A 26972-nucleotide genomic window follows, 5' to 3' on the forward strand; every position below is an offset into this window, starting at 1 on the left:
CAAGGTGAAAGACGGTATAGCAGCAAGGAGAAAAGACAATTGCCGACTTTAGGAGTCAATATTGATCATATTGCCACCATTCGCCAAGCCCGTCGCACCGTTGAACCTGATCCCGTTGCGGCGGCTATCATTGCTGAATTAGCAGGTGCTGATGGTATTACGGTGCATTTACGCGAAGATCGACGCCATATTCAAGATCGAGATGTGCGACTGTTGCGACAAACGGTAAGAACCCATCTGAATTTAGAAATGGCGGCGACTGATGAAATGGTGGCCATCGCATTGGACATCAAGCCCGACTATATTACCTTAGTTCCTGAACACCGGGAGGAAATTACCACCGAAGGGGGGTTAGATATTGCGGGACAAATTCCTCGGATGACTGATGTAGTCAACACTCTACAGGGTGCTGGAATTCCGGTGAGTTTGTTTATTGATGCCAACCCCCAACAAATTGAAGCCTCGGCGCAAGTTAAGGCAAAATTTATTGAACTGCATACGGGATGTTATGCGGAGGCGAAAGGGGAAGACCAAACCAGAGAATTAGAGATTTTAGCGACAGGTTGCAAGTTAGCCTTAGAAGCGGGACTGCGGGTGAATGCAGGTCACGGGTTAACTTATTGGAATGTTTACCCCGTTGCGGCGATAGAAGGGATGGAAGAACTCAACATTGGTCATACAATAATAAGTCGGGCAGTTCTCGTCGGTTTAGATCAAGCCGTTCGAGAAATGAAACAAGCGATTAACGGGAAACTCTAACCCCCAAATCGTCCCATTGCAGCATTTACAATGATTCACCATGCAGACTTATTACTACGTTTTAGGCAGTCGCAAATTTTTGATTGAGGAAGAACCCTTAGAAGAAGTGTTACGGGAACGCACCCGCAACTATCAGGAAAATGAAAAGGAACTTGATTTTTGGTTAGTGCAGCAACCTGCCTTTTTGGAAGCACCTTCCATGGCAGACGTTAAAGCTCAATGCCCTCAACCTGCGGTCGCCATTGTTTCTACCAATAAACAAGTGGTGACTTGGTTGAAATTACGTTTAGAGTATGTGCTCACCGGAGAATTTCAAGCCCCAACTGCTGGTATTCCTGATGCTTTAGCCTCGTTAGCAACAGCCTCTTAAAAATCAAGGGTTCAATAGTTGTACCCTGAGTCAGGACAATGAAAGCTGTTGCTTTATTCTTTAAAATCTGCCCCCTTGGAGAACAGCAGTTAAACTAAGTCAGAAAGATGACTCTCTGGCTAGTCTGATAAACCGGATGTGAACGTTTCCCTGCATCCGGCTCCTCAATTTTTGTAGAACAGGCATCTTGCCTGTTAATAAGTACATCAGTGATTTCCTGTGGAATCAAATGATCAGTAAAATAGTTGTGATCTTGAAAAATTAAAATAAGGTTCCCTATTGATATAACACAGGGTTAGCTCACAGCTTTTAGCGGTAACACAGAAATAGTAGTTACTACAAAATATGAGTCAGAAGCAAAGATTAGAATTAACCTGGATTGGTAAAGAAATTCGCCCCAAATTGGAGCCTCGAATTTTGCTTGAAGATCCAGATAAATCCTATCATGCTGACCATCGGATGAGTGAAAATGATAGTTTTGATAACCGCTTGATTTTTGGGGATAATTTGTTAGCTCTTAAGGCGTTAGAGTCAGAGTTTGCAGGAAAAATTAAATGTGTTTTTATTGATCCGCCCTACAATACAGGATCAGCTTTTGAACATTATGATGATGGGGTTGAACATTCAATTTGGTTGTCTTTAATGCGCGATCGCTTAGAAATTATTCGTCGTTTATTATCAGAAGATGGATCTCTGTGGATTACGATTGATGATCATGAAGCCCATTATTTGAAAGTGATGTGTGATGAAATTTTTGAAAGACATAATTTTATCTCAAATATTATATGGGAAAAAGCCGATAGTCCTAGGATGGATGCACATTTTTTTTCTACAAGACATGACCATATTTTAGTTTTTGCCAAAAACAAAAAAAAGTTTGTCATTAATAAAATATCAGTGAATGAAGAAGGTTTAGCTAAACATTATGATAAAGTTGATGATGCAGGAAGACCTTATTATTTAAAACCTCTTAGAGCAATGGGAGGAGATGATTCAAGAGAAGCTAGACCGACCTTATTTTTTCCACTGACTGCACCAGACGCTTCTGATGTCTTCCCTATTAGAAAAGATGGGAGTGAGGGGAGATGGCGATGGAGTCAAGAGAGAACTGAATCTGATCAACATTTAATTGAGTGGATTAAAAGTAGAAAGGGTTGGTCTCCTTATTATCGTATTTATGGAGATGTTCAATCCTTTCGCCCTCCAGAAACGATTTGGAATCATACAGATGTGGGCAGTAATCGAACATCAAAAGCAGAAATAAAAACTATATTTAATGACATTAAGGCGTTTGATACCCCTAAACCAGAAAAATTAATTCACCGTATTATTTTTTTAGCAACTAATCCTAATGATATTGTTCTTGATTCCTTTGCAGGCTCAGGAACTACAGGCGCAGTCGCGCACAAAATGGGAAGACGTTGGATTATGATTGAACTAGGAGAACATTGCCATACCCATATTATTCCCCGACTTAAAAAAGTCATTGATGGTGAAGATCAAGGGGGAATTAGTAAAGCAGTAAACTGGAAAGGAGGCGGTGGATTTCGATACTATCGTCTTGCACCCTCTCTACTGGAAAAAGATAAATGGGGAAAGTAGAACATCCCGATGAACCGACAGAAATAGTTATTCATGTCAATATGTTAAAAGAAGGTTGGGATGTGACGAATCTTTATACATTAAACTAGAATAACTACAATAAAGCCTAAGTAGAACTTACGGGCTTTAAACCTAATTAATTTTTTGGTAGACCTCCTGTTTATGCGTCAAAATGGTGTTCAAGGGTTGTCCACAATACTCGTTTTTAGTCTTCTAACGATCAGCAGTTGGAGTCTAGCAGCCCGAAGCAGTTTAGCTCAGGAAACGTGTGTAGCACCAAAACCGGGAGAATATCTGTTATTGATTGTCAGTAACACTCCAGAGGAACAGAAATTGGTGCAGCGCACGTTACCGAATGATATCAAGAGTGAAGTGTGTCGCTATTTGAGTAATTTAGTGACTAGGGTAGGGGGGTTTGATGATCAACTGGTTGCTGAAGATTGGGCGGCGTACCTGCAAGATAAAGTCAAGTTACCTGCCTATGTTGTTAAACAGGAAGCTACCCCGGTATCTCGTCCCAGTTCTAACTCAACCCCGGTTGTTCGAGAAACCCCTCCCTCCTCCGCCTCTAAGCCAGAATCAACAAGATATAATCCTCAACCTTTGGGGTCAGGTTATGCAGTTTTAGTGGATTATTTTAATCAACCGGAATTAGCCCTACAATTACGAACAGTTATTGGCGGAGATGTGGGTTTAGTTTCCTATGGTCAACGACCTTATTTATTAGTAGAATATACCACAAATTCTGACAAAGCAACAGCAACCTTAAAACAATTAAGTAGTCGTGGCTTTTGGTCAATGTTAGTCGATAGTAATCGGGTAACAGTAATTAGTCCTGCAATTAAACCTTAAGCGCATAGGCTTCTAAATTGCATCTGGAAACTCCAACTCTTGACTGTTCCCTGTTCCCTGTTCCCTGTTCCCTGTTCCCTGTTCCCTGTTTCTACAATGAAGCTTGGATAAAATGCAAAGGCCAATTTAATTCGGCAAGCGAACCAATGACAATGCCTAATCCTAAACCGACAATCACTTGAAATGGGGTATGACCTAATAATTCAATTAATCGTTCTTCACTTAACTGTTTATGTTCTTCAAAAACTTCATCAATGATTTGATTTAAAATTCGTGCTTGTTTTCCCGCCGCTTGACGAACTCCGGCGGCATCATACATGACAATCACTGCGAAAACAACAGCAATGGCAAAATCAGGACTTCCCCATCCCATTGTTTTGCCTACTCCCGTTGCTAAAGCCCCGACAAAAGCGGAGTGGGAACTGGGCATCCCTCCTGTTGTCACTAACACCCGCAAATTAATTTTGCCATGTTGGACTAACTCAACCGCTAATTTAGACAGTTGAGCTAGAATACAGGCTAACAGGGCAACCCATAACACTTGGTTATCGAGGATTTGAGCAAAATCTTGCATAAACTAGAAAAAATAGCTTTAGTGAGTGCGATTAGTGATAAAATCGGCGATCGCTAACAAGGGAATTGCCCGGTCTCCATAGTGAGATAATTCCGCTTTTGCGTCTGCAATTAACTGATGGGCTTGACGTTTGGATTCTTCTATTCCCCATAAACTGGGATAGGTCACTTTTTGGGCGGTTAAATCCTTCCCGGCGGTTTTTCCGAGTTCCTCCTGAGTTGCGGTAATATCGAGAATATCATCGACAATCTGAAACGCCAAACCAATATTACGCGCATACCGAGATAAGCGTTCAATATCGGTTTCACTCGCACCTGCTAAAATTGCGCCACAGACGACACAAGCTTCTAATAACGCCCCGGTTTTATGGGTATGAATAAACGTCAGGGTTTCTTCGGAAACATCCGTTAATCCTTCAGAGTCTAAATCCACGACCTGTCCCCCCACTAAGCCTGCGGCCCCCACCGCCCGACCTAAACGGGCAATTACCTGTAATACTTGATTGGCAGGAACGTTAGGAGTTTGGGTGGCAACAAATTCAAAGGAATAACTCAATAAACCATCCCCGGCTAAAATCGCAATATCCTCTCCATAAACCTTATGGTTCGTCAGTTTTCCCCGACGATAATCATCATTATCCATAGCCGGAAGATCATCATGAATCAAGGACATGGTATGAATCATTTCTAAGGCGCAAGCGGTCGGCATCGCCATCTCTACAGTCCCACCGACTAACTCACAAGTGGCAAGGCACAAAATCGGTCGTAGACGTTTTCCTCCAGCCAGCAAGGAATAACGCATTGCCTCATAGATTTTTTCAGGGTAGGTTAGAGGAAGAGACGCATCTAAAGCCTGTTCTACCAGGGTCTGCCGTTGGGTCAGATACGCCGATAAATCAAACTGAGAGTTCTCCAACGGCGAGTTAATTTCGCTTGCCAATACCATGATGCAGCTTGTGTATAGGGGTGATGTTAACAAAAGTTCACTCCTGGGGACTGAATTTTACCCAAATTGCAGGAGCAAAGTCTTAACTTCACTATTTTACGAGTCTTGGGGTACAGAAGTGATCATGAATTTATCAACAGGGGACAAAGACAGGCAGAAAAGCCAAGACTGTCAACTCTTTGGATGTTTACCAAAATTTTACAATAGCTTTCCTTAAACTTTACAAAACCCCCGTGATATTACGGAGGAACAAGCGCATAAGCTGTTAAGCATCTAAATAGGGTATAATGAAAAACCAAGTTTAGAAAAATCAATCAAAAGATGCCTGCTAAAAATCATTTAAATGAAAAGCAAGTAGAGAAACTACAGAAAAGATTGAAAGAGGAAGAAAATGGACAAATCCGAGAAAGAATCTTGATTTTATTATTGCTAAATGATGGTAAAAAGCAAAGTGAAATTGCCAAGTTTTTGGGCTGCTCATTAAACAAAGTATGTTATTGGTGTGTACATGGAGACCCTGACAAATTAGAAAGCCTAAAAGATGAAAGAATGAAAGGAAATTATAGAAAAGCCACAGACAAATATATAGAGATATTATTAGAAACAGTAGAAAAAGAACCGGAAGAATTAGGATATGAATTTGGGAGATGGACAGGAGAAAGATTGGCAACTTATTTAGAACAAATCACAGGAATCAAATTAAGTAGTTCACAAGTGAGAAAGATATTAAAGGAAAAAAAGTATGTTTATTTGTGGGCAAAGTATAGCTTAGAAGAGAAAAGAGATCCAGAAAAAAGAAAATTATTTAAAGATAAAATAGAAGAATATTTGAAAATAGCAAAAGAAAGTCCAGAACAATTACAGGTATGGTTTTGGGATGAAAGTGGATTTAATTTAAGAGTGATAAAAAGAAAGAATTGGTGTAAAAAAGGGAAGAGGAAACAGATTAGAGGAGACAGGAGGAAAGGAAGAGTTAATGTGATGGGAGGATTGAGGTACTCGGATAAAAAAAGATTTGTAGAATTTCTGGATAAAGGAAATGCAGATAATTTTTATCAAGTGTTAAAAAGTTTTTATCAAGAGCTAATTTATGAATGGGTATTAGCGGGAAATCAAGCAGAAGAATTTGTAGAAAAAGGAGCTAAGATCCTGATTATTCTTGACAATGCAAGTTTTCACAAAAAAGAAGAGTACCTAGAAAAAATTAAAGCAGAAATGCCGAATGTCTATTTAGAATTTCTTCCAGCATATAGTCCAGATTATAATTTAATTGAATTAGTCTGGCATTCAGCTAAAGAATATATAGCTCATCGACTCTTTAAATCAGTTGATGAGCTAGAGTGTTTATTACATCAGCTTTTAAATGAAGGACAGTTATCTATTAAATGGGGACGTAAACTTAAAAACAAAGGTAATGCTATAATCACAGTTTAAATACACAACAGCTTAACATTTTTGGGGATAGTTTAAGTGACCCCGGTAATATGTTTAATCTGACGGGTGGGTTAATTCCTGCTCCTCCAGCAGCTTATTATCAAGGACATTTTTCTAATGGTGATATTTGGACAGAGTATTTAGCAGAGGATTTAGAACTTAACCCCACTCCTTATACCAGTGGAATTACCTCAAGCCAAGGGGTTAACTATGCCTTTGGTGGAGCAACTACAGGAAGTACAAACATTATTAATAAGCTGAAACCTGGTCTTCCTCCATTACCCGGTGTACAGCAAGAAATCGGAGCCTTTATTCAACCCTTATTACAACAAGGTCAAACTGCTGACCCCAATGGTTTGTATGTTCTTTGGGCTGGAGGGAATGATTATACCTATGACGGTAATAAGAATACTACAGAAGTTGTTAGTAATTTATCTTGGGCAATCAATAGTTTATATAGTGTCGGTGCCAGAAATTTCTTAATTGGCAATTTACCCGATTTAAGCAAAACTCCTTTAGGAAGTAGTGGTGTATTAGTTCCAGCCGATGAATTACAACAGACAGTTAAAGCTCATAATGCTTTACTCAAAAAAGAAATCAAAGACTTAAATCAATCATTATTTAATTCTAATATTGCCCTGTTTGATGTTAATAACGTGTTCAAAGATGTGATCAAAAAACCTTCTAAGTACGGGTTGACAAATGTTACTAATGGATGTTTGTTAGTCGGTTGTACTAATCCTAATGAATACTTATTCTGGGATGATTTCCACCCGACAACGGCAGGTCACAAATTAATAGCGGATGCTGCTTATGCAACTATTGAAAAAGAATTCAATTCTAAGTCTGTTCCTGAACCCAGTACCGTATTTGCTTTAACCGGATTAGGGTTAGGATTACTGTTGAAAAAGAACAAAAGTCTAAAATAAGACATATAGCCATTTTATCCCTAGACAGAAGAACCGGGTTTCTTGAAGAAATCCGGTTTGTCGGTAAAATTCTAGCTGATTAAAAAAAATTAAAAAATAGCACTGTGTAAATCATTGGGCTTAAGATGGGAATGAATTACTTCCCCATCTTTAAACCAAACAATGCGATGAGTTTGACGGGCAACATCGGGTTCATGAGTTACCATTACAACGGTCATTCCACTGGCATTTAATTCTGTAAAAATATCCATGACTTCTTGAGTCGTTTGAGAATCTAACGCCCCGGTGGGTTCATCTGCTAATAATAACACCGGACGATTAACAATTGCACGAGCGATGGCGACCCGTTGTTGTTGACCCCCTGAGAGTTGATTGGGTTTATTATTTAACCGATTTTCTAACCCAACTCGAATTAACGCTTCTTTAGCGCGTTCTCGACGTTCTGTGGCGGGAATTCCTGCATACATCATCGGTAAAATCACATTGTCTAAGGCACTCAGTTGCGGTAAAAGATGGAATTGTTGGAACACAAATCCTAATTTAATATTTCTAATTTTGGCTAAATTATTTTCTGACATTTTCGCTACATTCACCCCATCCAAATAATAGGAACCTGTGGAGGGACGATCCAAACAACCAATAATATTCATCGCCGTTGATTTTCCCGAACCCGATGCCCCCATAATAGAACAATATTCTCCTTGTTCTACGGTTAAAGTTACCCCTTTTAACGCCTGAACTTGAATATCACCCATGCCATAAACTTTGGTAACATTTTCTAAATGAATAATAACAGGTTTGGGTTGTAAATCTTGATTTTCTGGTTGGGTGGAAATTGATGTTTTCATAATTTAATGTTGACAGCTTAAACACTTCTTAAAGCAACAATAGGGTCAAGTTGAGCCGCTTGTTTGGCGGGAACAACACCAAAAAATAATCCAATTCCCCCAGAGATGCTAACGGCTGTTACAATCGCAACGGTAGAAATTCCGGCTTCTAAAGGAGTGAACGCACCTACTAATAAAATACCACCCACCCCAATCAAGGTTCCAATTAAACCCCCGGCGGCGGATAAAATTACAGATTCAATCATAAACTGAATTAAAATATCAGATTGGGTGGCTCCAATCGCTTTTCTTAAGCCAATTTCTTGGGTTCTTTCCGTCACCGAAACCAACATAATATTCATAATTCCAATCCCACCCACTAACAAAGAAATGGCGGCGGTTGCTGCTAACAAAATGGTTAAAGCTCCGGCAATACTTCCCAAAATATTCATTAAATCTTTTTGGTTACGAACGGTAAAATCATCTTCATCAATCACTTTATGACGTAACCGCAGTAAATTTTCTATTTGGAATTGAGCCGCAGCCATATTATCTTGGCTATCAATGGCAATGGAAATAAACGTTACTTGAGTTCCATAAGGTGATTTATTCCCGATAATTCGATTCGCCATTGTAGTTAAGGGGACAAAGGCATTCATATCTTCATTACTGCCAAAACTGGAGCCTTTTGGCTGCATGACTCCCACCACTTGTAAGCTCATATTTCGCAGTCGAACAGATTTACCAATGGGGTCTTCATTGCCAAATAATTGTTGAGCTAATTCCGATCCTAATGCTACAACTTGTTCATTACGTTTTAAGTCTAAATCCGTAATAAATCGACCTTTAGCAATATCAAAATTCCGCACCGATAAATATTCCGGTGTTGTTCCGACGACCGCAGCCGAGGCATTATTACTGCGATAAGTCATTAATTCACTGCCATTCAAAGAGGGAGCAACTTGTTCAACAGATGGGACTTGTTCTGCGATCGCTCTTGCATCTTCTAAGACTAAATTTTGGGGGGGAAATACCGGACGACGTTGAGATTCTGGACTTCCAGGTAACACAAATAAAACATTTGGCCCCAAAGAATTCACTTGATTATTGACAAATTTCTGAGCTCCTTCTCCAATACCAATCATGGCAATAACAGAGGCATTCCCAATAATAATTCCTAACATGGTTAAACTACTTCGCATTTTATTGGCTAATAGCGTTGTAGTTGCCATTTTGATACTCTCTAGGAAATTCATAATCTGGTTGTCAGGGGTTGGAGGTTGGGTGTTGAGAAATGGTGTGTGCGTTTGTCACTGACGCACCCTACATTCCAGAAGGGTTGAACCTTTTCTCATTATATTATAGCTGATATAGAATCAAGTTTCATCGCAGCCAGAAGACTTGATTTTGATTCAGAATATTAATCCAGTTTGAACAATTTAGGAGGGACAACCGGGTAAATATTGACCGGGGATCAGGAAAAGAGTTACTGCGGGAAGACGTTACCATTTCTATTAAAAAATCTTTTCAAAAATTCTTAAGTTTTGATAGGGCGTTTTAAAATGAGTGAAGATAATGTTATATTAAAAAAAACACAAACTATAAACAAAGGACAGTCAAACGGGTAAACACCCTCAACACTATCAAAGAAAAGCTTGGTGTTTCCAGCTAAAACAGAGAAGAGCTTCTCTTTCCTCAACTCTCACTCCTAATCTTGCTCGGTATGATAACAATGAATTCTACTATATTAATGATTGATAAAATCAAATCTAACTCAAAAATAATGGAGTTTTAGCCATGAATGACAAACAGATTCAAGAAGAAGCAAAAAGCTATATTAAGACCCTTTTTAATGCCAACACAGATAGTTTATTAGAATTAGCAAAACTCATCGGAATTGACCTGACAAAAGATTTAGTGGGTATTGATTTAAAGGGTCTTAATTTGGCAAAAACTGACTTAAGAAATGTTAACCTGAGTCAAGCCAACTTAAGTCGCGTTAACCTAACTGAAGCCAACCTCAGTCAAGCCAACTTAAGCCAAGCGAATTTAAGTGGTGTTAACTTAATGGGAGCCAACTTAGAGAATGCAAATTTAAGTGGAGCCAACCTCAGTAACTCTAATCTCATTCACACCAATTTAAAAGCAGCAAACCTCAGAGAAGCAGACTTGAGTGAAGCTTATCTCAGCTACACAAATCTGAGTGGCGCAGACTTAAGTAAAGCTTACCTCAGTGGAGTCTATTTAGGAAATGCCAATTTAATCGAAACTGACCTGAATCAAGTTTATTTAAGTCAAGCCAACTTAAAAGGAGTCAACCTAAGTGGACTTAATCTCAGTGAAGCTTATTTTATGGGAGCAAATCTCAGTGAAGCTGATTTAAGTTATGCGGATTTAAGTGGAGCCAACCTCAGTCGAGCCAACTTAAATAAAACAAATTTGATGGGAGCGAACTTAAGCGGAACTAACTTGATGGGAGCGAATTTAAGTGAAGCCAACTTAACGAAAATAAATTTAGTGGAAAGTAATATTAGCCGAGCAAACTTAACGAGAGCAAATTTGTTTCAAGCGAATTTAAGTTTGGCTAATTTGTGTTTTGCCTCTCTAAATCTCGCTAATTTAAGTCTCACGAACTTGAGTGGAGCTATTGTTAAAAAGACTCAATTTAGATCGAACCTAGGGATTTCACCAGAAGCCAAGAATGATCTCATTAGTAGGGGTGCAATTTTTGATGATTATATTGGCAATAGCTTCAACACTTTAAACCCTCGGTAAGAGTTGTAATTTTCTATCCAAACTATTTATTAAAGCTTAAAGGAAATCCTACAATTACTTATTTCTAAAGATAGAACACGGCTATTGCAGGGGAAAATTAAAATCGGGCTGAAACCTTTAGTCTGAAAGAATTTCTGTTTTTAAATCCCAGAGAAATACGTTAGAACTCAGAGCAAATTTCAACTTTACCCTTGCAACTTTAAAAACGATGTGTTAACGTCATAGTCAAATATGGCGAAGAAGTCAGCCGAGTCTTGCTGTTGACTAGCGATAGTCAGCAAGAGCGGGGGAACCAAATTTTTGGGGCTAATCTCTTTTGATAAATAATAAAGAGAAGGGTATCTCTCAACCCCAGCCCGTCAGCTAACTCCGTAGGCATTGGGAGGAGACTGAAACAGTCAGAATTATTCATAATCTGACGAGATTCAGTGTTCCAGGCCAGTATCTTTTTCTTCGCATTCACTGACCTAGACTCTGAGGAAAATTAATGTTCTTACAATTGAATCTTGCGACTCTCGCAGTCGCTGGACAGATGGCGTGGAAAAAAACCAAGCCCATCTTATTTCGGGATACGTTTCTATTACCAACGTTAGGATTTTTAGGGGTAATTTTTCTATGGTGGTTTGCGGCAACATTCCTCACAGACTTAATGCCAACCCCTTTAGAAGCCTTAATCGATAGCCGAGAATATGCTAATCCTTTTTTCAGAAAAGGGCCGGGTAATTTAGGATTAGGTTGGCTATTAATTGCCAGTTTACGCCGAGTGATCTTAGGGTTTTTATTAGGGGCTGTGGTGGCAATTCCATTAGGGTTTTTAATTGGAATGTCACGCCCTGCATTTTTAGCGTTAAATCCTTTAGTTCAAATTTTTAAACCTGTTTCTCCTTTGGCGTGGTTGCCCATTGCGTTAGCCATTTTTAACTTAGCTGAACCCTCCGCCATTTTTGTGATTTTTATTACGTCTTTATGGCCGACTATTATCAATACAGCACTAGGAGTTGCCAGCGTTAATCCTGATTATTTAGATGTAGCCAGAGTGTTAGAAATGCCTCAATGGAAACGAGTGATTAAAATCATTTTACCCGCCAGTTTACCTTATATTTTTACCGGATTAAGGATTAGTTTAGGGATTGCTTGGTTAGTGATTGTAGCGGTGGAAATGTTAACCGGAGGTGTGGGGATTGGATTCTTTGTTTGGGATCAATGGAATCGCTTGAATTTAAGTTCGGTATTCTTAGCCGTATTTGTAATCGGAATAACCGGATTATTACTCGATTACGGTTTAGGTCAAATTCAAGCATTAGTAACTCATCACCGCGTACAAGCATGAGTTTAATTTCATAAAAGTTCAATTCAAAATCCAAAAACAATATGACTACCCGACGTCAATTTTTACACGCAATGGGACTGACGGCGACGGGACTGGCGTTGTATTCCTGCAACGTGGGTAAACCTCCCACCGCCCAATTATCGGAAGCCGCCTTAGCCGTTGAACCCGTTGTTGACCCCAAAACCTTAGAAAAGCCCAATATTACCGTTGGTTACGTTCCTGTTAATGATTGCGCGCCTTTTGCTGTTGCCTATGAAAAGGGATTTTTCCGCAAATACGGACTCAATGTTACCTTATCCCGTGAGGCAAGTTGGGCTAATTCCCGGGATGGTATTATTTTCGGGCGTTTAGATGCGTCTCCCGTCGTTTCGGGTGCTGTTACCAACGCCCGTATTGGAGCCGAAGGTGCACGAAAAGCCCCCTTGTGTGCCGCCATGACCATTCACCGCCACGGAAACGCCATGACGATGAATAAAGCCATGTGGGATTATGGTTTGCGTCCTTGGCATGAATATAACGGCAATTTAGAGGAATTTGGGCGAGATTTTCGAGGCTATTTTGATGCTTTGCCTCCTGAACAACGCATCTGGGCAGTTGTCTTAAGTTCGGCAATTTATGAATATTTTGCCCGCTATTTATCGGCGGCGGCTGGGGTTGATCCGATCCAAGAATTTCGGATTATTATTATTCCCCCACCTCAAATGGTGAACAATATTAGAATTGGCGCCATGCAAGCTTATATGGTGGCAGAACCTTGGAATACTCGCGCCATTACAGGCAATGAAAATGTGGGTTTTACCTTTGCTCAAGGCTCTGAAATTTGGTATGGACACCCTGATCGATTATTAGGTGTGATGGAATCATTTATTAATGAAAATCCCAAAACTTATCGCAGTTTAGTAAAAGCGATGATTGAGGCTTGTCAATATTGTAGTAATCCTGCTAATCGACCGGAAGTTGCTCAACTAATTACTGACCCTTCTTTTACGGGAGCAAAACCGAAAAAAGGAGCCATTGATAAATTTACTAAACCTGGAATTGTGGGGGATTATAATTATGGCGGATTTGATAACCAACAACGAATTATTTCTGATCCCTATACGACAATTTTTTATGATTCTCCTCCGAAGTTAAGCTGTTAAGCATCTAAATAGGGTATAATGAAAAACCAAGTTTAGAAAAATCAATCAAAAGATGCCTGCTAAAAATCATTTAAATGAAAAGCAAGTAGAGAAACTACAGAAAAGATTGAAAGAGGAAGAAAATGGACAAATCCGAGAAAGAATCTTGATTTTATTATTGCTAAATGATGGTAAAAAGCAAAGTGAAATTGCCAAGTTTTTGGGCTGCTCATTAAACAAAGTATGTTATTGGTGTGTACATGGAGACCCTGACAAATTAGAAAGCCTAAAAGATGAAAGAATGAAAGGAAATTATAGAAAAGCCACAGACAAATATATAGAGATATTATTAGAAACAGTAGAAAAAGAACCGGAAGAATTAGGATATGAATTTGGGAGATGGACAGGAGAAAGATTGGCAACTTATTTAGAACAAATCACAGGAATCAAATTAAGTAGTTCACAAGTGAGAAAGATATTAAAGGAAAAAAAGTATGTTTATTTGTGGGCAAAGTATAGCTTAGAAGAGAAAAGAGATCCAGAAAAAAGAAAATTATTTAAAGATAAAATAGAAGAATATTTGAAAATAGCAAAAGAAAGTCCAGAACAATTACAGGTATGGTTTTGGGATGAAAGTGGATTTAATTTAAGAGTGATAAAAAGAAAGAATTGGTGTAAAAAAGGGAAGAGGAAACAGATTAGAGGAGACAGGAGGAAAGGAAGAGTTAATGTGATGGGAGGATTGAGGTACTCGGATAAAAAAAGATTTGTAGAATTTCTGGATAAAGGAAATGCAGATAATTTTTATCAAGTGTTAAAAAGTTTTTATCAAGAGCTAATTTATGAATGGGTATTAGCGGGAAATCAAGCAGAAGAATTTGTAGAAAAAGGAGCTAAGATCCTGATTATTCTTGACAATGCAAGTTTTCACAAAAAAGAAGAGTACCTAGAAAAAATTAAAGCAGAAATGCCGAATGTCTATTTAGAATTTCTTCCAGCATATAGTCCAGATTATAATTTAATTGAATTAGTCTGGCATTCAGCTAAAGAATATATAGCTCATCGACTCTTTAAATCAGTTGATGAGCTAGAGTGTTTATTACATCAGCTTTTAAATGAAGGACAGTTATCTATTAAATGGGGACGTAAACTTAAAAACAAAGGTAATGCTATAATCACAGTTTAAATACACAACAGCTTATCGTATATTCCAGGGATTCATTCTACGTTTTTATGGCAGTCTCAAAGCCTTTGGTTAATGACTCAAGCGGCTCGTTGGGGACAAATTAAAGAAATACCTAAAGATGCTGAGAAAAAAGCCCACCAAGCTTGGCGAACGGATTTATATCGAGAGATTGCAAACGAAATGGGAATTGAATGTCCGAAGGAGGATTATAAAATCGAACCTGCTGAATTTTTTATTGATAAAAAAGCTTTTGATCCGAGTGATCCAGTCGGTTATCTTAAGAGTTTTGAAATTCGGGCTAATCGTCCTCAATCTTTATTTTTATCTTAGTTTATCTTGAATATCTCGTGAGGTTTATTATGAAACAATTCCCAACTTCAATCTCAACCCCAACTTCTACTTTAAACGCCTCTGGATTTTTAACTATTGAGAATTTAGTAAAATCCTACCCTAATGCCAATGGCGGAGAATTTGTGGTTTTAGATCAAATCAATCTCACCATTGGTGAGGATGAATTTATCTCGGTGATCGGTCATTCCGGTTGTGGAAAGTCAACCCTATTAAAAATAGTAGCGGGGTTGGAGAAATCAACATCGGGTTCTGTCCGAATTGAAGGAAAAGAAATTCGCAAACCCGGTTCAGATCGAATGATGGTATTTCAACATTATTCTTTATTACCTTGGTTAACCGTTCGAGAAAATATCCGTTTAGCCGTTGATGAAGTTCTGAAAAATATGTCTTCTGCGGAAAAAATGAGTTTAGTCAATGAACATATTGCTATGGTGAATTTAACGGCTGCTGCTGATAAATATCCCCATGAAATTTCAGGCGGAATGAAACAACGGGTGGGAATTGCACGAGCTTTAGCCATTCAGCCTAAAATGTTATTAATGGATGAACCGTTTGGAGCATTAGATGCGTTAACACGAGGAAAATTACAAAAACAAGTTTTAGATATTTGGGAACAAAATCGTCAAGCGGTGATGATGATTACCCATGATGTTGATGAAGCTATTTATATGTCTGATCGAATTGTTTTGATGACCAATGGCCCCCATGCTAATATTGGAGAAATATTAGAAGTTCCGTTTTCTCATCCTCGCGATCGCCATCAACTCCGAGAATCATCGGAATATTATGAATTACGAAACTATGCGTTAGATTTCCTAGAGCGTAATTTTTCGTCGGATGAATAAATAATTGCTCTAATTCCAGGATTTTGTAGAGGCGTTCCCTATAATTCCTCTACCGATTTTCTGATTTTCTGTCTTCTGTCTTCTACATCCCATATAATAAAAGAACTGTTTATGTGATGTTGAGTAGATAGCCGTGACTTCCCCAGGAACTTCATCCCAACAGCAACCCCAACCCGAAAACCATCCCGCACTCAATTCTAGTTATTACACGCTCTTAGGGGTTCATCCTAGCGCCACCCCCATAGAAATTCGACGCGCCTATCGGGAATTGAGTAAACTTTACCATCCTGATACAACAACCTTATCAAAAGCGATCGCAACGGCAAAATTTCAAACACTCAATGAAGCTTACGCCACCTTAAGCAACCCACAACGACGTCAATCTTATGATCTAACAATTGGCTATTCTCGATATCATGTCATTCAGGTTCCGACTAATTTTAATCAACCATTATCTAAAACCCATCCTTATCCTAAATCTTCTGCTTATTTAGACCCAACAGACCGTCCCCTTTCCGCCGGAGAGATTTTTGCATTATTTCTCATGGGACTGAGTTTAATCGGGTGTTTATTCTTAGCTATTTTTATCGGTTTAACTCGTTCCGGGAGTGGGGTAGAATCCATCCAACCTCTAGGGTTTTTAATATTTTAAAACATTGATTTATTAAGATTTGTAAAAAATGCTATAATTAACATTTAGGACAAATTCGTTCTCCTATCTCTTGTTTATGACCTTGCCCAGTTCCGATACACCGTTATATAATCATCCCTTACCCGATATAGAAAACTGGTTACGCTCTCATGGGGGGGAACAAAATAGTAAAGAGCTTCATTATTGGCGCATTAAAAACCCAAATTGGACAGCAGATTTGTGGTTAGATGTTGACCAAATTACCGTGCGTTATATTGGAGCCGCCAACAACGGTCAAGATATTCAACGTTCCTTTAAATATTCCCTATCTCGCCGAGATCTCGAAGCAGCTATTTTTGGCGGGCCATAATCAGTTATCAGTTATCAGTTATCAGTTATCAGTTATGGGTGAGTATTTGTTGTCGATTAGGCATAACGTAATTACAGTAATTATTCATAACTGCTGACGAAATAGTAATCCCTGATTCGAGTCTTTTTAAGAAGTGCAAAAATCATTTTTCCCTCTGTCGTCCCCAATCTCTCCAAAACTTCTGCAACCCAACTAACATCTCAACTGATAACTGATAACTGATAACTGATTCAAACTTTCCCAAACCTCCGCTCCCGTTTTTGATAGGAAGATAAGGCTAGATGGAGTTCCTGATGATCAAAATCCGGCCAGAGAGTATCGGTAACATAAATTTCTGCATAGGCAAGTTGCCATAATAAAAAATTACTAATTCGCAATTCTCCACTGGTGCGAATTAATAAATCTGGGTGACACATTCCGGCTGTATATAAATGTTGTTCAAACAGCGTTTCATCAATATCTTCCGGTTGAATGAACCCTTGTTTAACTTGATTTGCAATTTCTCTACAAGCCGTTAAAATTTCTTGTCGTCCGCCATAATTCGTAGCAATGGTAAATAGAATCCCCTTATTGGTTTTCGTTTCCTCCATTGAATATTCTATTTTTTTCTGTAGAGACTGGGGAAGTGCCGTTAAATTTCCCACAAACTGAATTTGCACTTCCTCTTCCATCATTTCCCGTAGTTCACGCATTAAAACCCGCTCAAACAACGCCATTAAAAAATCCACTTCTTCTAACGGACGGCCCCAATTTTCTGTAGAAAAGGCATAAGCTGTTAGTGCTTGCACACCCCAATCTCGACAACAGCGTAAGGCTTCTTTGAGGGCATCCACTCCCCGACGATGACCCATTGTTCGCGGTAAACCCCGACGTTTCGCCCAACGACCATTGCCATCCATAATCACAGCAATGTGTTTGGGCAAACGGCTTTGGTCTAAATCTGCGGGTAATTCATATATAACCCTTGTTTTAGCACTCATTTTTTCTCCCGAGAAGCTTTGGAACGAGGACGGAATAGGCCAGATACTAAAGCCCTTCCTTGGGAACCAATGCGGTTTCCCCAATGGGTAATCGAAATTGAAGCAGCAGTTCTGTCATCATTGGATGTCCAAGACCGAGCTTCTAATAGCTCTTTCAGTTTACTGCTAGTTAAGGGTCGATTGAGGACTCCTTTCTCCGCCAAAGAAATTGAACCCGTTTCTTCTGACACTACAATACACATACATTTTGCCACCCGTTCCGTAATTCCCATCGCGGCTCGATGACGAGTTCCCAATTGTCGAGACGCCATTCGTTCAGATAGTGGTAGAATTACCCCCGCCGCCGCAATTCGAGACGCCCGAATTAACACCGCCCCATCATGTAACAGGGTTTTGGGTTGAAAAATGGTTTGTAACAGTTCCCTGGAGACTTCTGCATTTAGTTTAACCCCCGGAACCGAAAAATCCCGTTCATCAATGGGGCTGGCTGTTTCAATAATAATTAATGCACCTGTGCGGTTTTGTGAAAGTTCTTTAACAGCTTCTACAATTTGATCAATCACTCCATCGGGTTCGGGAATCACACGGCGACCTTGACCAAACAGTTGCGAAACTTCTCCCCGACCCAATTGTTCTAAAAATTGGCGAAATTCCGACTGTAACATGACTGCCATCGCTACGGCAGACCCTGTAACTAAACTATTGAGGGCAATATACAATAACCTTAAATTAGCCCAGTTACTCAGAGCCGTTGCCAACATCAGAATAATAAACCCTCGCACCATCCATAGAGTACGGCGTTCTCCAATGATGACTAAGACCACATAAGCGACGGCAAAAACTAATCCAATATCAAGACTTTGAATCAACCAGGGAGGAATTCCTTGCTTTGTCATGAATAGGCGCCGTATTCATCGAAAATTATTATCAAATTTTAGAGTTAAATTGTTAGTGGTTAACGGTTGACTCTTGATTGTTAAAGTATCAACTGTCAACCGTCAACTGTTAATCGTTAAGGGTTGAGTGTCAACCGTTCGGGAAGTCGATCTTTTCCGATTAAATCTTGGTAAGATTCTCGTTCAATAATCACGTTAGCATCGCCATCGTTGACTAAAATCGCCGCAGGTTTAGACAGTCGGTTATAGTTCGATGCCATACTATAGTTGTAGGCTCCGGTTGCCATCACCACGAGAATATCCCCAGATTCAACTTTCGGAAGTTGAGCATCCTTAATTAAAATATCCCCAGATTCACAATGTTTTCCTGCCAGGGTGACTGGTTCAGTCATGGGTGCAGACATTTGATTCGCCAATACCACTCGGTATAAGGACTGATAGGTAATCGGACGGGGATTATCGGACATTCCGCCATCTACAGCAATATAGGTGCGAATTCCAGGGACTTGTTTTTGAGAACCAACGGTATAAGCTGTAACGCAACTAGACCCAATAATCGACCGTCCCGGTTCACATAATAATCGCGGTAGGGGATATTGTTTCTGTTGACAAGCGTTTACAATGGAATCGGTAACAATTTTTACCCATTCTTCAATGCTTGGAGGGTCATCTGATTCAGTATAACAAATACCCAAACCCCCACCAATATTAACTTCTGAAAGATTTAAACCATATTGATTCGCTTTTGTCAATGTATCAATAATGACATATCCTAAATCTTCGTGGGGTTGTAATTCAAAAATTTGCGAACCAATATGAGCATGAACCCCAATACAAACTAAACCCGGTTGTTGACTGATAAATTGAAACACTTCATCCAATTGACCGGGATCAAAACCAAATTTACTATCTAAATGTCCGGTGCGGATATATTCATGGGTATGACATTCAATTCCTGGGGTAAACCGAATCATAACCCGAATCGGATGATCAACAATCGATTGTTGACTCAGTTGAGCCAGAATCTTTAAATCTGACCAATTATCTGCAACAACCGTACATTCATTTTCAATGGCTAATTGAATTTCTTCTGAGGATTTATTATTACCATGTAAGTAGGTTTTCTGGGGTAGAACTCCTGCTTGTAAAGCGGTATAGAGTTCGCCTCCTGAAACCACATCAATGCCTAATCCTTCAGAGGCGACAATTGCACAAATCGCTAAACAATTCCAGGCTTTGGAGGCATACAAAACTAAAGATTCACCCGGATAATGACGTTTGAAGGCTTCCCGGTATTGTTGACAAGCCGTTCGCAGGGTGGTTTCATCAACAATATAAAGGGGTGTGCCAAATTGTTCAACTAAAGCAGTAACATCACAACCGCCAATTTCTAAGTGATCTTGGGGGTTGACTTTCGCCGTTAGAGGGAGTAGATGTTGATTAGGCGATCGCGTTTCACTGGCATCCGTTGATGCCGATAGGTATTGCAGTCCAGAATTTTGCACAGGAAATACTATATTAACACTTCTATGGATCTGATTTTACCTTAAAGTTGTCCCCCCTCACCAGCCATAGGAGGGAAATAGAAATTTTCGATGAATGTATTAAGATTATAATCACTCAGGATGGAGATGTCTATTGAGTATAAGTTTAATCATTAGTTAATCTAGGGTCTAATCTGAATTAGAAGATTGTAGGAGCAATGGGAAAACAATATTTAGAATTACAACTTTTAAGCGATGATCAACTTTCTGCGGTTGTCGAACTCGATCAACGCTGTTTAGGAGGACTTTGGACAATAGACGGATATCAACGAGAAATTGATAGCCCTAATAGTGATTTAATCATTTGGAAACGAGTTAATGAAACCGAAAATTCACAACCGATCTTAGAAGACTTAAAATTACCTAAAATAGAATTAAAAAATCCGGGAAGTTCGGGTAATGAAATTATAGGAATTGGGTGTTTATGGGCAATCTTAGAAGAAGCGCATATTACAATTTTAGCCATTGATCCAGACTATCAAGGAAAAGGGTTAGGTGAAGCGTTATTATTTCAATTATTAGTATCAGCTTGGAAACGGAAACTCGAACGCGCTACCCTAGAAGTTAAAGTTTCTAATCAACGGGCAATTAATTTATATCAGAAATTTGGTTTTAAAGAAGCAGGCCGCCGCAAAGGCTATTACCAAGATACCGGAGAAGATGCCTTAATTCTCTGGCGAGGGGATCTTCATCGTCCCCATTTTCCCCAAGTTCTCCATCAGTGGTATCAAGAGATTTGTTTGAGGTTATTGTAAAGAAATACGAAAAGCGGGCTAAATACCCGCTCCACAGTTTTGATCTATATTCATAGATATTGATCGATACTTGAAAATTGTAAATTTATACTGAGATTGTGTCTTTAGTGGCGGCTTTATTTTTGTTTTTATTGGCTTGCTTTTTCAAGACTGAACCAAACCCTAAAGCAGCGGCTGAACCTAAAATGGTCAGAGGTTCGGGGACTTCTTTCTGTGGCGTACCATCCAATTTCAAGCTTCCACCATTACCCACGTTTTGCATTCTGACAAAGGGACTCATACCGGCGGTATCAAGCGTGAAATTGGAGGCAAACGTCAAATTCATAGTGGCTTTAGTAAAGTAATTAGGTAAAGCAGCTAAAGCACTTGAACCGATAGCATCAGGGTTATAGAGTGCTCCTTTAATCTGGGCCTCATTACCAGCGTTGTTGAGAGCGGCAAATATATAATCGAGGCTAACACCAGCTACGTTGTTGTCAGATACCCGGCCCCAAGGTAAGCTGCTGTTGCTACTGCTACCAATGGTCTCCATAACACCTGAACTATTTAACGCTTGCAGCGTCCAAGAAGTGATTCCTGGATCAGATGTTCCTAAATTATTGAAGCCAAAGCCAGTAATAGCTGAAGCATTAGAACCAGTATTGTTATTCAACGTGGTAGGAGAAGTATTCCACAAATCAACCGTAACATTTTGGGTTCCTAAGCCTGTAAAGTTCATCGTGGCTGAACCTGTTCCCCCATTATCGGTACCGGAGAAATCAAAAGTTAACGCTTGAGCGGGTAAGCTGGTTGCAACTGCAACACTGGCAGCCATAAAGAAAGAAGGAAGAATAGTATTGAATTTCATAGTTTATGTCTTTGAGTAGATGTAATTTTGTTCTATCTCTTTAAGAATATACTTAACTTGCTAAACTCAATTGCTTCACGCAACAAGTTCATCAACTCTTTAAAATTGGGGGATTATAATTTTTTTTTATATAACAATCCTGAAAAAGTAGCTTTAAATACAGTTTGAGAGGATCGTTTGGCTGATAAATCCAGAATTTTATGTTTTCTTCTGTTCTTCCCTAGGCTAAATTTCCTAAACAGGGGAATATTCCATAATCTAAATTTATAAATTTTTTGGGGAAAATCAATCTGGAGGACTTTACATAAGGGGGGTAAATATAAAGTCACCTCCAGAAATACCAAACTTGAGCTAACGAGCCCAACGGGTAGAACGCCAGATAATAATGAAAAGTGTCCCTGAAATTAAAGCACCCAAGTTCCACTTAATGGAATTTTTCAGCAATGTTAGACGTTGACCAGACTGAACTATACTGGCTTGGTTTGACAATTGATTTTCCGTTTTAGAGATAAAATTAGAAAGTTCATCTTTGACTTTTTGGAGTTGTTCTGAGGTTTGAATATCAGGAGCGCGACCTTGATTATCCAAACGGCGCAATAAAGCTTTCATCTCTTCAGCCGTTTGGGTTGTAGCCAGTTGTTTTTTGACTTCCTGAATTTGGGTAATATTTTGCTGGACTTGAGAGCTAATTTGACTTTGAGCTTGTTTATCCAAGCGAATTGTATTAAAAACGCCTAGAGGAATCAAGAGCAAGAATAATAAACCCACGAGTAAAGTTAGCCAGGACAGGAGTTTAACCAAGGGAAATTCCCAATTTTCGCGTCCAATGTGTTCTCCATAAAAAACTAATAAGTCAAATATCTAAGTAGTTCTCTAGCCAATTGCCCAAGAATAACGAAAGTGAACATCCGGCTTGAACTGTCGAAAGGATGAAGTAGCGAAATTGACTTGATTACGCTGCGTTCAAAAGAACAAGGGGAAAGGTAGAGATTTTACTGTTCATCTACAAAGGTAAGGTTATATTTGCAACACTTACTAAGACTCCCAAAAGTACCCCGGCAGATAGGATGATTCTAAAGGCAATAAACCCATTTTCAAGGAACGTTAAAACCCCTCATCTACTCCTACAGAGGTCGAAGACTGCTAGGTAGCCACAAATCTAAGGCGGATGTTATGAGGGCGAGAGATGGAGTCAGAAGCCAAAGCCTAGATGTAATGTCCAGGATACGCTGATAGATTCCGGTTTAGTTGTTAGGTAAGGTTTCAATTAGCAGTTAAAACGGTGAAAACGAGTATAACCAAGACTACGAGTGCATGGAATTCTATCAATTGGGCGAAAGTCCAACGGGTAGTATTTAAGCTGCAAAAGAGAATTTACCAGGCATCATTATCGGGACAAAATGCAAAAGCTCGGAAGCTCCAAAAACTTCTAGTCAAGTCATATTACGCCAAACTTTTATCAATTAGAAAGGTGACTCAGGATAATCAAGGCAAGAAGACAGCCGGGGTCGATGGAATAAAATCCATTACACCCAAACAGCGATTAGAACTTGCCAACAACTTGAGTAAATACCAAAAGGCAAAACCACTCCGTAGGAAATGGATACCCAAACCCAACGGAGAGAAACGACCCCTAGGTATCCCAACTATACAAGATAGAGTGAGGCAAGCCTTGGTTAAATCTGCTTTAGAACCTCAGTGGGAAGCCAGATTCGAGGGTGAGAGCTATGGATTTAGACCCGGACGTTCAGCCCATGACGCAATGTCAAGAATCTATGTAAGCATCAACAAAAAAGAATATTACAACTAAAACGGCAACTGATGGGTCTTACAACTCAAAAGAAACCGGATGTTCTGATGACAACAGTTAACTAGACTCTTAAGCCGTGTGCGGTGAAAGTCGCTCTTCACGGTTTTGAATGGGAGTCGGGGGTTGTAAAGCCCCCCTCGACCCCTAATAATCGAAAGTCATCCCGTTAGCCACAACACAGTTGAGGCTTGCAGAGAGACAACCTCTATACAGAATCAAAATTCTATTTAGAGTAAGCTGTCTCTATTCAAGTCTTGATCCCTATCCTGATCTTGCCGATTCAAGAGGAGGAATAAGGATTTAGGCTCACCTTTGAGTCAGTCGTTGTGTCTAACTTTATAAAAAACAACCGTAGGGCAGGATATTTTTTCCTGCAAAATCAATCTTCTCAGAATTTCTAGGAAGGTTGTAGGTCAACCCCAAGTTGGGCAAAGATTCCCAGTTGAAGGAGACCAGGCAACGCCAACCTAGAACCTGACTAGCGCGAGAAATTAAAGTGCCAAAATGAACCCTTTCATTTTTTAGCAAACGTTTTAATTTTTCCGAAGTTAGGAGTCTCACGCTAAAATTAGCGTAACGGGTAAGCAGCAGGTGATGGGAATTAGCCATGTTTGAACGCTTCACAGAAAAAGCCATTAAAGTCATTATGTTAGCCCAGGAGGAAGCACGCCGCCTGGGACATAACTTTGTTGGAACCGAGCAGATCCTCTTGGGTCTGATTGGGGAAGGCACAGGTGTTGCTGCCAAAGTCCTAAAATCAATGGGAGTCAATCTCAAAGATGCCCGGATCGAGGTAGAAAAAATCATTGGTCGTGGGTCTGGGTTTGTCGCCGTTGAGATTCCCTTTACCCCTCGCGCCAAGCGAGTCCTGGAACTGTCCCTGGAAGAAGCTCGCCAACTCGGACATAACTATATTGGTACAGAACACCTTCTTCTCGGTCTGATCCGCGAAGGGGAAGGTGTGGCGGCTAGAGTCTTAGAAAACCTTGGGGTTGACCTCTCGAAAGTTCGGACTCAAGTGATTCGGATGTTGGGTGAAACGGCTGAAGTTGCCGCGGGTGGCAGTAACAGCCGCACCAAGACTCCAACTTTAGATGAGTTTGGATCAAATTTAACCCAAATGGCCGCCGAAGGCAAACTCGATCCGGTGGTCGGTCGTCAAAAAGAAATTGAACGGGTGATCCAAATTCTCGGTCGGCGGACGAAAAATAACCCCGTGTTAATTGGGGAACCCGGCGTGGGTAAAACCGCCATTGCAGAAGGGTTAGCCCAACGGATCGCCACCAATGATATTCCCGATATTTTAGAAGAAAAACGGGTTGTTACCTTAGATATCGGTTTGTTGGTGGCTGGAACTAAATACCGGGGGGAATTTGAAGAACGTCTGAAAAAAATCATGGATGAGATCCGCTCTGCCGGAAATGTGATCCTGGTAATTGATGAAGTTCATACCCTCATCGGCGCGGGTGCAGCCGAAGGTGCCATTGATGCCGCGAATATCCTCAAACCCGCTTTAGCACGGGGTGAGTTACAGTGCATCGGGGCGACGACCTTAGATGAATACCGCAAACACATTGAACGAGATGCGGCGTTAGAACGTCGGTTCCAACCCGTGATGGTGGGTGAACCGTCCGTTGCTGAAACAATTGAAATTCTTTATGGGTTGCGCGAACGCTATGAGCAACACCATAAACTGAAAATTTCCGATGAAGCGTTAGAAGCAGCGGCTAAACTCTCGGATCGGTATATTAGCGATCGCTATTTACCGGATAAAGCCATTGACTTAGTTGATGAAGCGGGTTCACGGGTACGCTTAATCAATTCTCAACTGCCTCCAGCAGCGAAAGAATTGGATAAGGAACTGCGGCAAGTTCTGAAAGAAAAAGACGAGGCGGTACGTTCCCAAGACTTTGATCGGGCCGGAGAATTGCGCGATCGCGAAATGGAAATTAAATCGCAAATTCGTTCCATTAGCCAAACCAAAAAATCCGAAACCACCCGCAGTGAAGACGATAGCCCTATCGTTACAGAAGAAGACATCGCCCAAATTGTCGCCAGTTGGACAGGGGTTCCGGTGAACAAACTCACCGAGTCCGAGTCCGAGAAACTGCTGAATATGGAAGGAACCCTGCATCAACGGTTAATTGGTCAGGATGAAGCCGTTAAAGCCGTGTCCCGCGCCATTCGTCGTGCCCGTGTCGGTCTGAAGAACCCCAACCGACCCATCGCCAGTTTTATCTTCTCTGGGCCTACAGGGGTGGGTAAAACCGAATTAACCAAGGCGTTAGCGTCCTATTTCTTCGGGTCAGAAGAAGCGATGATCCGCTTGGATATGTCCGAATATATGGAACGTCACACCGTTTCTAAGTTAATTGGGTCGCCTCCAGGCTATGTGGGCTATAACGAAGGCGGACAACTGACGGAAGCGGTGCGTCGGCGTCCCTATACGGTGGTGCTGTTTGATGAAATTGAAAAAGCCCACCCCGACGTCTTCAATATGTTGTTGCAAATCTTAGAAGATGGTCGTTTGACCGATGCTAAAGGTCGGACGGTGGACTTTAAGAATACCTTGATCATTATGACGTCTAATATTGGATCGAAGGTGATCGAAAAAGGTGGCGGTGGTTTAGGGTTCGAGTTCTCCGAAAACGAAAACGATGCTCAATACAACCGCATCCGCAATTTGGTGAATGAAGAACTGAAACAATACTTCCGTCCTGAGTTCCTCAACCGTTTAGATGAAATTATTGTCTTCCGTCAGTTGAACAAGGAAGAAGTCAAGGAAATTGCGGTGATCATGTTAAAAGAAGTCTTCGGACGCTTGGTCGAAAAAGGCATTACCTTGGAAGTGACGGACAAGTTCAAAGAACGGTTAGTGGAAGAAGGTTACAACCCCAGTTATGGGGCGCGTCCTCTGCGTCGAGCCATTATGCGGTTACTCGAAGATAGTTTAGCAGAAGAAATTCTGTCTGGACGCATCAAAGAAGGGGATACTGCTGTTGTTGATGTGGATGAAAACGGTCAAGTGGTGGTGCTTCAAAGTCCTGCTGACCGGGAATTGTTACCTCAAGGCGCTGAGTCTTAATTTGGTTTAATTCTATCTTTTTTGAAACCCTTCTCCTAACAGGAGAGGGGCTTTTTTGTTGTTGGGCTTTAGCCCAATTTTCTAGTAAATTATAGGTTTATATATAGCACTACGCATTACAGTTAGGACATTTTTAAATCCTGAAACCCTTTCA

The 26972-nt window shown here is 40.3% G+C and carries 26 protein-coding genes, 1 pseudogene and 1 riboswitch; of the genes and pseudogenes, 17 read left to right on the forward strand and 10 right to left on the reverse strand.

Annotation, left to right across the window (positions count from 1 at the left end; genetic code table 11):
- The first annotated feature begins 39 nt into the window (after window positions 1–39).
- The 4 genes from NMK36_RS01190 (at window position 40) to NMK36_RS01205 (ending at window position 3583) form a co-directional block, all read left to right on the forward strand.
- Window positions 40–759, forward strand: coding sequence for a pyridoxine 5'-phosphate synthase (locus tag NMK36_RS01190; RefSeq protein ID WP_072719013.1), 720 nt, complete (start codon window positions 40–42; stop codon window positions 757–759).
- 40 nt (window positions 760–799) lie between these two features.
- The gene (locus tag NMK36_RS01195; protein WP_072719014.1) at window positions 800–1129 is read left to right on the forward strand and encodes an MgPME-cyclase complex family protein; all 330 of its coding nucleotides are present in this window, start codon (window positions 800–802) and stop codon (window positions 1127–1129) included.
- A gap of 345 nt (window positions 1130–1474) precedes the next feature.
- Window positions 1475–2731, forward strand: a complete 1257-nt coding sequence (locus NMK36_RS01200) for a site-specific DNA-methyltransferase (RefSeq protein ID WP_083579983.1) — start codon at window positions 1475–1477, stop codon at window positions 2729–2731.
- A 162-nt stretch (window positions 2732–2893) separates the two neighbouring features.
- Complete coding sequence (locus tag NMK36_RS01205; protein ID WP_072719015.1) at window positions 2894–3583, forward strand: hypothetical protein; 690 nt, start codon at window positions 2894–2896, stop codon at window positions 3581–3583.
- A gap of 91 nt (window positions 3584–3674) precedes the next feature.
- On the opposite strand, the gene NMK36_RS01210 is transcribed toward NMK36_RS01205, so the two are convergent.
- Both NMK36_RS01210 and crtE read right to left on the reverse strand, forming a co-directional pair.
- Window positions 3675–4157: a divergent PAP2 family protein gene (locus NMK36_RS01210; protein ID WP_072719016.1), complete on the reverse strand. Its 483-nt coding sequence runs from the start codon at window positions 4155–4157 to the stop codon at window positions 3675–3677.
- Window positions 4158–4175: 18 nt separating this feature from the next.
- Window positions 4176–5102, reverse strand: coding sequence for a geranylgeranyl diphosphate synthase CrtE (gene crtE, locus NMK36_RS01215; RefSeq protein ID WP_072719017.1), 927 nt, complete (start codon window positions 5100–5102; stop codon window positions 4176–4178).
- 321 nt (window positions 5103–5423) lie between these two features.
- Here crtE and NMK36_RS01220 point away from each other — a divergent pair, with 321 nt between their 5' ends.
- Both NMK36_RS01220 and NMK36_RS01225 read left to right on the forward strand, forming a co-directional pair.
- Window positions 5424–6536, forward strand: coding sequence for an IS630 family transposase (locus NMK36_RS01220; RefSeq protein WP_254172743.1), 1113 nt, complete (start codon window positions 5424–5426; stop codon window positions 6534–6536).
- A gap of 17 nt (window positions 6537–6553) precedes the next feature.
- A complete protein-coding gene (locus tag NMK36_RS01225) occupies window positions 6554–7465 on the forward strand; it encodes an SGNH/GDSL hydrolase family protein (protein ID WP_302184683.1) in 912 nt (303 codons plus the stop codon).
- Window positions 7466–7554: 89 nt separating this feature from the next.
- Here NMK36_RS01225 and NMK36_RS01230 read toward each other — a convergent pair whose 3' ends face one another.
- Both NMK36_RS01230 and NMK36_RS01235 read right to left on the reverse strand, forming a co-directional pair.
- A complete protein-coding gene (locus NMK36_RS01230) occupies window positions 7555–8313 on the reverse strand; it encodes an ABC transporter ATP-binding protein (protein WP_072719018.1) in 759 nt (252 codons plus the stop codon).
- A gap of 17 nt (window positions 8314–8330) precedes the next feature.
- Window positions 8331–9548: an ABC transporter permease gene (locus tag NMK36_RS01235; RefSeq protein WP_072719019.1), complete on the reverse strand. Its 1218-nt coding sequence runs from the start codon at window positions 9546–9548 to the stop codon at window positions 8331–8333.
- A gap of 541 nt (window positions 9549–10089) precedes the next feature.
- On the opposite strand from NMK36_RS01235, the gene NMK36_RS01240 reads away from it, so the two are divergent.
- From NMK36_RS01240 to NMK36_RS01275, 8 genes are all read left to right on the forward strand, one after another.
- Window positions 10090–11067: a pentapeptide repeat-containing protein gene (locus NMK36_RS01240; RefSeq protein ID WP_254172817.1), complete on the forward strand. Its 978-nt coding sequence runs from the start codon at window positions 10090–10092 to the stop codon at window positions 11065–11067.
- A gap of 235 nt (window positions 11068–11302) precedes the next feature.
- A riboswitch (cyclic di-AMP (ydaO/yuaA leader) is annotated at window positions 11303–11460 on the forward strand.
- A gap of 94 nt (window positions 11461–11554) precedes the next feature.
- Window positions 11555–12397, forward strand: coding sequence for a nitrate ABC transporter permease (gene ntrB / locus NMK36_RS01245; RefSeq protein WP_072719021.1), 843 nt, complete (start codon window positions 11555–11557; stop codon window positions 12395–12397).
- A gap of 41 nt (window positions 12398–12438) precedes the next feature.
- A complete protein-coding gene (locus tag NMK36_RS01250) occupies window positions 12439–13539 on the forward strand; it encodes an ABC transporter substrate-binding protein (RefSeq protein ID WP_254172818.1) in 1101 nt (366 codons plus the stop codon).
- A 52-nt stretch (window positions 13540–13591) separates the two neighbouring features.
- Complete coding sequence (locus tag NMK36_RS01255; RefSeq protein ID WP_254172743.1) at window positions 13592–14704, forward strand: IS630 family transposase; 1113 nt, start codon at window positions 13592–13594, stop codon at window positions 14702–14704.
- A gap of 72 nt (window positions 14705–14776) precedes the next feature.
- Window positions 14777–15034 carry a hypothetical protein gene (locus NMK36_RS01260; protein WP_254172819.1) on the forward strand — a complete coding sequence of 86 codons (258 nt, stop codon included), beginning with the start codon at window positions 14777–14779 and terminating at the stop codon, window positions 15032–15034.
- A gap of 29 nt (window positions 15035–15063) precedes the next feature.
- A complete protein-coding gene (locus NMK36_RS01265; RefSeq protein ID WP_254172820.1) occupies window positions 15064–15900 on the forward strand; it encodes an ABC transporter ATP-binding protein in 837 nt (278 codons plus the stop codon).
- Between the two features lie 241 nt (window positions 15901–16141).
- The gene (locus NMK36_RS01270) at window positions 16142–16552 is read left to right on the forward strand and encodes a J domain-containing protein (protein WP_437126758.1); all 411 of its coding nucleotides are present in this window, start codon (window positions 16142–16144) and stop codon (window positions 16550–16552) included.
- Between the two features lie 76 nt (window positions 16553–16628).
- Window positions 16629–16901, forward strand: coding sequence for a DUF3143 domain-containing protein (locus NMK36_RS01275; protein WP_072719025.1), 273 nt, complete (start codon window positions 16629–16631; stop codon window positions 16899–16901).
- 230 nt (window positions 16902–17131) lie between these two features.
- Here NMK36_RS01275 and NMK36_RS01280 read toward each other — a convergent pair whose 3' ends face one another.
- The 3 genes from NMK36_RS01280 to lysA all read right to left on the reverse strand — a co-directional run bounded on the left by NMK36_RS01280 (window position 17132) and on the right by lysA (window position 20282).
- Complete coding sequence (locus NMK36_RS01280) at window positions 17132–17881, reverse strand: isoprenyl transferase (RefSeq protein WP_072719026.1); 750 nt, start codon at window positions 17879–17881, stop codon at window positions 17132–17134.
- Complete coding sequence (gene cdaA / locus NMK36_RS01285) at window positions 17878–18777, reverse strand: diadenylate cyclase CdaA (RefSeq protein ID WP_072719027.1); 900 nt, start codon at window positions 18775–18777, stop codon at window positions 17878–17880. Before cdaA ends, NMK36_RS01280 begins: the two co-directional genes overlap by 4 nt.
- A gap of 116 nt (window positions 18778–18893) precedes the next feature.
- Window positions 18894–20282: a diaminopimelate decarboxylase gene (lysA, locus tag NMK36_RS01290; protein ID WP_254172821.1), complete on the reverse strand. Its 1389-nt coding sequence runs from the start codon at window positions 20280–20282 to the stop codon at window positions 18894–18896.
- Between the two features lie 197 nt (window positions 20283–20479).
- On the opposite strand from lysA, the gene rimI reads away from it, so the two are divergent.
- The gene (rimI, locus tag NMK36_RS01295) at window positions 20480–21076 is read left to right on the forward strand and encodes a ribosomal protein S18-alanine N-acetyltransferase (protein ID WP_254172822.1); all 597 of its coding nucleotides are present in this window, start codon (window positions 20480–20482) and stop codon (window positions 21074–21076) included.
- Window positions 21077–21161: 85 nt separating this feature from the next.
- Here the strand turns inward: rimI and NMK36_RS01300 are convergent, their stop codons facing one another.
- Entirely contained in the window at window positions 21162–21923 is a 762-nt protein-coding gene (locus tag NMK36_RS01300) for a PEP-CTERM sorting domain-containing protein (protein ID WP_254172823.1), read from the reverse strand.
- Between the two features lie 351 nt (window positions 21924–22274).
- Window positions 22275–22784 (reverse strand): HpsJ-like protein, cyanoexosortase A-associated, encoded by a 510-nt coding sequence (hpsJ-A, locus tag NMK36_RS01305; RefSeq protein WP_302184684.1) that lies wholly within the window; start codon window positions 22782–22784, stop codon window positions 22275–22277.
- 421 nt (window positions 22785–23205) lie between these two features.
- Here hpsJ-A and NMK36_RS01310 point away from each other — a divergent pair.
- A pseudogene (locus tag NMK36_RS01310) lies at window positions 23206–23727 on the forward strand (reverse transcriptase N-terminal domain-containing protein); the annotation flags it as partial.
- A 342-nt stretch (window positions 23728–24069) separates the two neighbouring features.
- Here NMK36_RS01310 and NMK36_RS01315 read toward each other — a convergent pair.
- Window positions 24070–24342, reverse strand: coding sequence for a hypothetical protein (locus tag NMK36_RS01315; RefSeq protein WP_072719034.1), 273 nt, complete (start codon window positions 24340–24342; stop codon window positions 24070–24072).
- Here NMK36_RS01315 and NMK36_RS01320 point away from each other — a divergent pair.
- Window positions 24341–26818, forward strand: coding sequence for an ATP-dependent Clp protease ATP-binding subunit (locus NMK36_RS01320; protein WP_254172825.1), 2478 nt, complete (start codon window positions 24341–24343; stop codon window positions 26816–26818). The two genes, NMK36_RS01315 and NMK36_RS01320, sit on opposite strands and share 2 nt — an antisense overlap.
- Window positions 26819–26972: the final 154 nt, after the last annotated feature.

The sequence above is a fragment of the Planktothrix pseudagardhii genome, from assembly GCF_904830925.1.
Lineage (GTDB): Bacteria > Cyanobacteriota > Cyanobacteriia > Cyanobacteriales > Microcoleaceae > Planktothrix > Planktothrix tepida.

Coding starts and splice junctions, on each gene's coding strand:
- NMK36_RS01255 (WP_254172743.1), top strand. CDS start 13,592: ATGCCTGCTAAAAATCATTTAAATGAAAAGCAAGTAGAGAAACTACAG.
- ntrB (WP_072719021.1), top strand. CDS start 11,555: ATGTTCTTACAATTGAATCTTGCGACTCTCGCAGTCGCTGGACAGATG.
- NMK36_RS01205 (WP_072719015.1), top strand. CDS start 2,894: ATGCGTCAAAATGGTGTTCAAGGGTTGTCCACAATACTCGTTTTTAGT.
- NMK36_RS01250 (WP_254172818.1), top strand. CDS start 12,439: ATGACTACCCGACGTCAATTTTTACACGCAATGGGACTGACGGCGACG.
- cdaA (WP_072719027.1), bottom strand. CDS start 18,777: ATGACAAAGCAAGGAATTCCTCCCTGGTTGATTCAAAGTCTTGATATT.
- NMK36_RS01235 (WP_072719019.1), bottom strand. CDS start 9,548: ATGAATTTCCTAGAGAGTATCAAAATGGCAACTACAACGCTATTAGCC.
- NMK36_RS01260 (WP_254172819.1), top strand. CDS start 14,777: ATGACTCAAGCGGCTCGTTGGGGACAAATTAAAGAAATACCTAAAGAT.
- NMK36_RS01265 (WP_254172820.1), top strand. CDS start 15,064: ATGAAACAATTCCCAACTTCAATCTCAACCCCAACTTCTACTTTAAAC.
- NMK36_RS01220 (WP_254172743.1), top strand. CDS start 5,424: ATGCCTGCTAAAAATCATTTAAATGAAAAGCAAGTAGAGAAACTACAG.
- NMK36_RS01275 (WP_072719025.1), top strand. CDS start 16,629: ATGACCTTGCCCAGTTCCGATACACCGTTATATAATCATCCCTTACCC.
- NMK36_RS01240 (WP_254172817.1), top strand. CDS start 10,090: ATGAATGACAAACAGATTCAAGAAGAAGCAAAAAGCTATATTAAGACC.
- crtE (WP_072719017.1), bottom strand. CDS start 5,102: ATGGTATTGGCAAGCGAAATTAACTCGCCGTTGGAGAACTCTCAGTTT.
- NMK36_RS01315 (WP_072719034.1), bottom strand. CDS start 24,342: ATGGCTAATTCCCATCACCTGCTGCTTACCCGTTACGCTAATTTTAGC.
- NMK36_RS01300 (WP_254172823.1), bottom strand. CDS start 21,923: ATGAAATTCAATACTATTCTTCCTTCTTTCTTTATGGCTGCCAGTGTT.
- NMK36_RS01280 (WP_072719026.1), bottom strand. CDS start 17,881: ATGAGTGCTAAAACAAGGGTTATATATGAATTACCCGCAGATTTAGAC.
- NMK36_RS01230 (WP_072719018.1), bottom strand. CDS start 8,313: ATGAAAACATCAATTTCCACCCAACCAGAAAATCAAGATTTACAACCC.
- NMK36_RS01195 (WP_072719014.1), top strand. CDS start 800: ATGCAGACTTATTACTACGTTTTAGGCAGTCGCAAATTTTTGATTGAG.
- NMK36_RS01210 (WP_072719016.1), bottom strand. CDS start 4,157: ATGCAAGATTTTGCTCAAATCCTCGATAACCAAGTGTTATGGGTTGCC.
- NMK36_RS01200 (WP_083579983.1), top strand. CDS start 1,475: ATGAGTCAGAAGCAAAGATTAGAATTAACCTGGATTGGTAAAGAAATT.
- rimI (WP_254172822.1), top strand. CDS start 20,480: ATGGGAAAACAATATTTAGAATTACAACTTTTAAGCGATGATCAACTT.
- NMK36_RS01320 (WP_254172825.1), top strand. CDS start 24,341: ATGTTTGAACGCTTCACAGAAAAAGCCATTAAAGTCATTATGTTAGCC.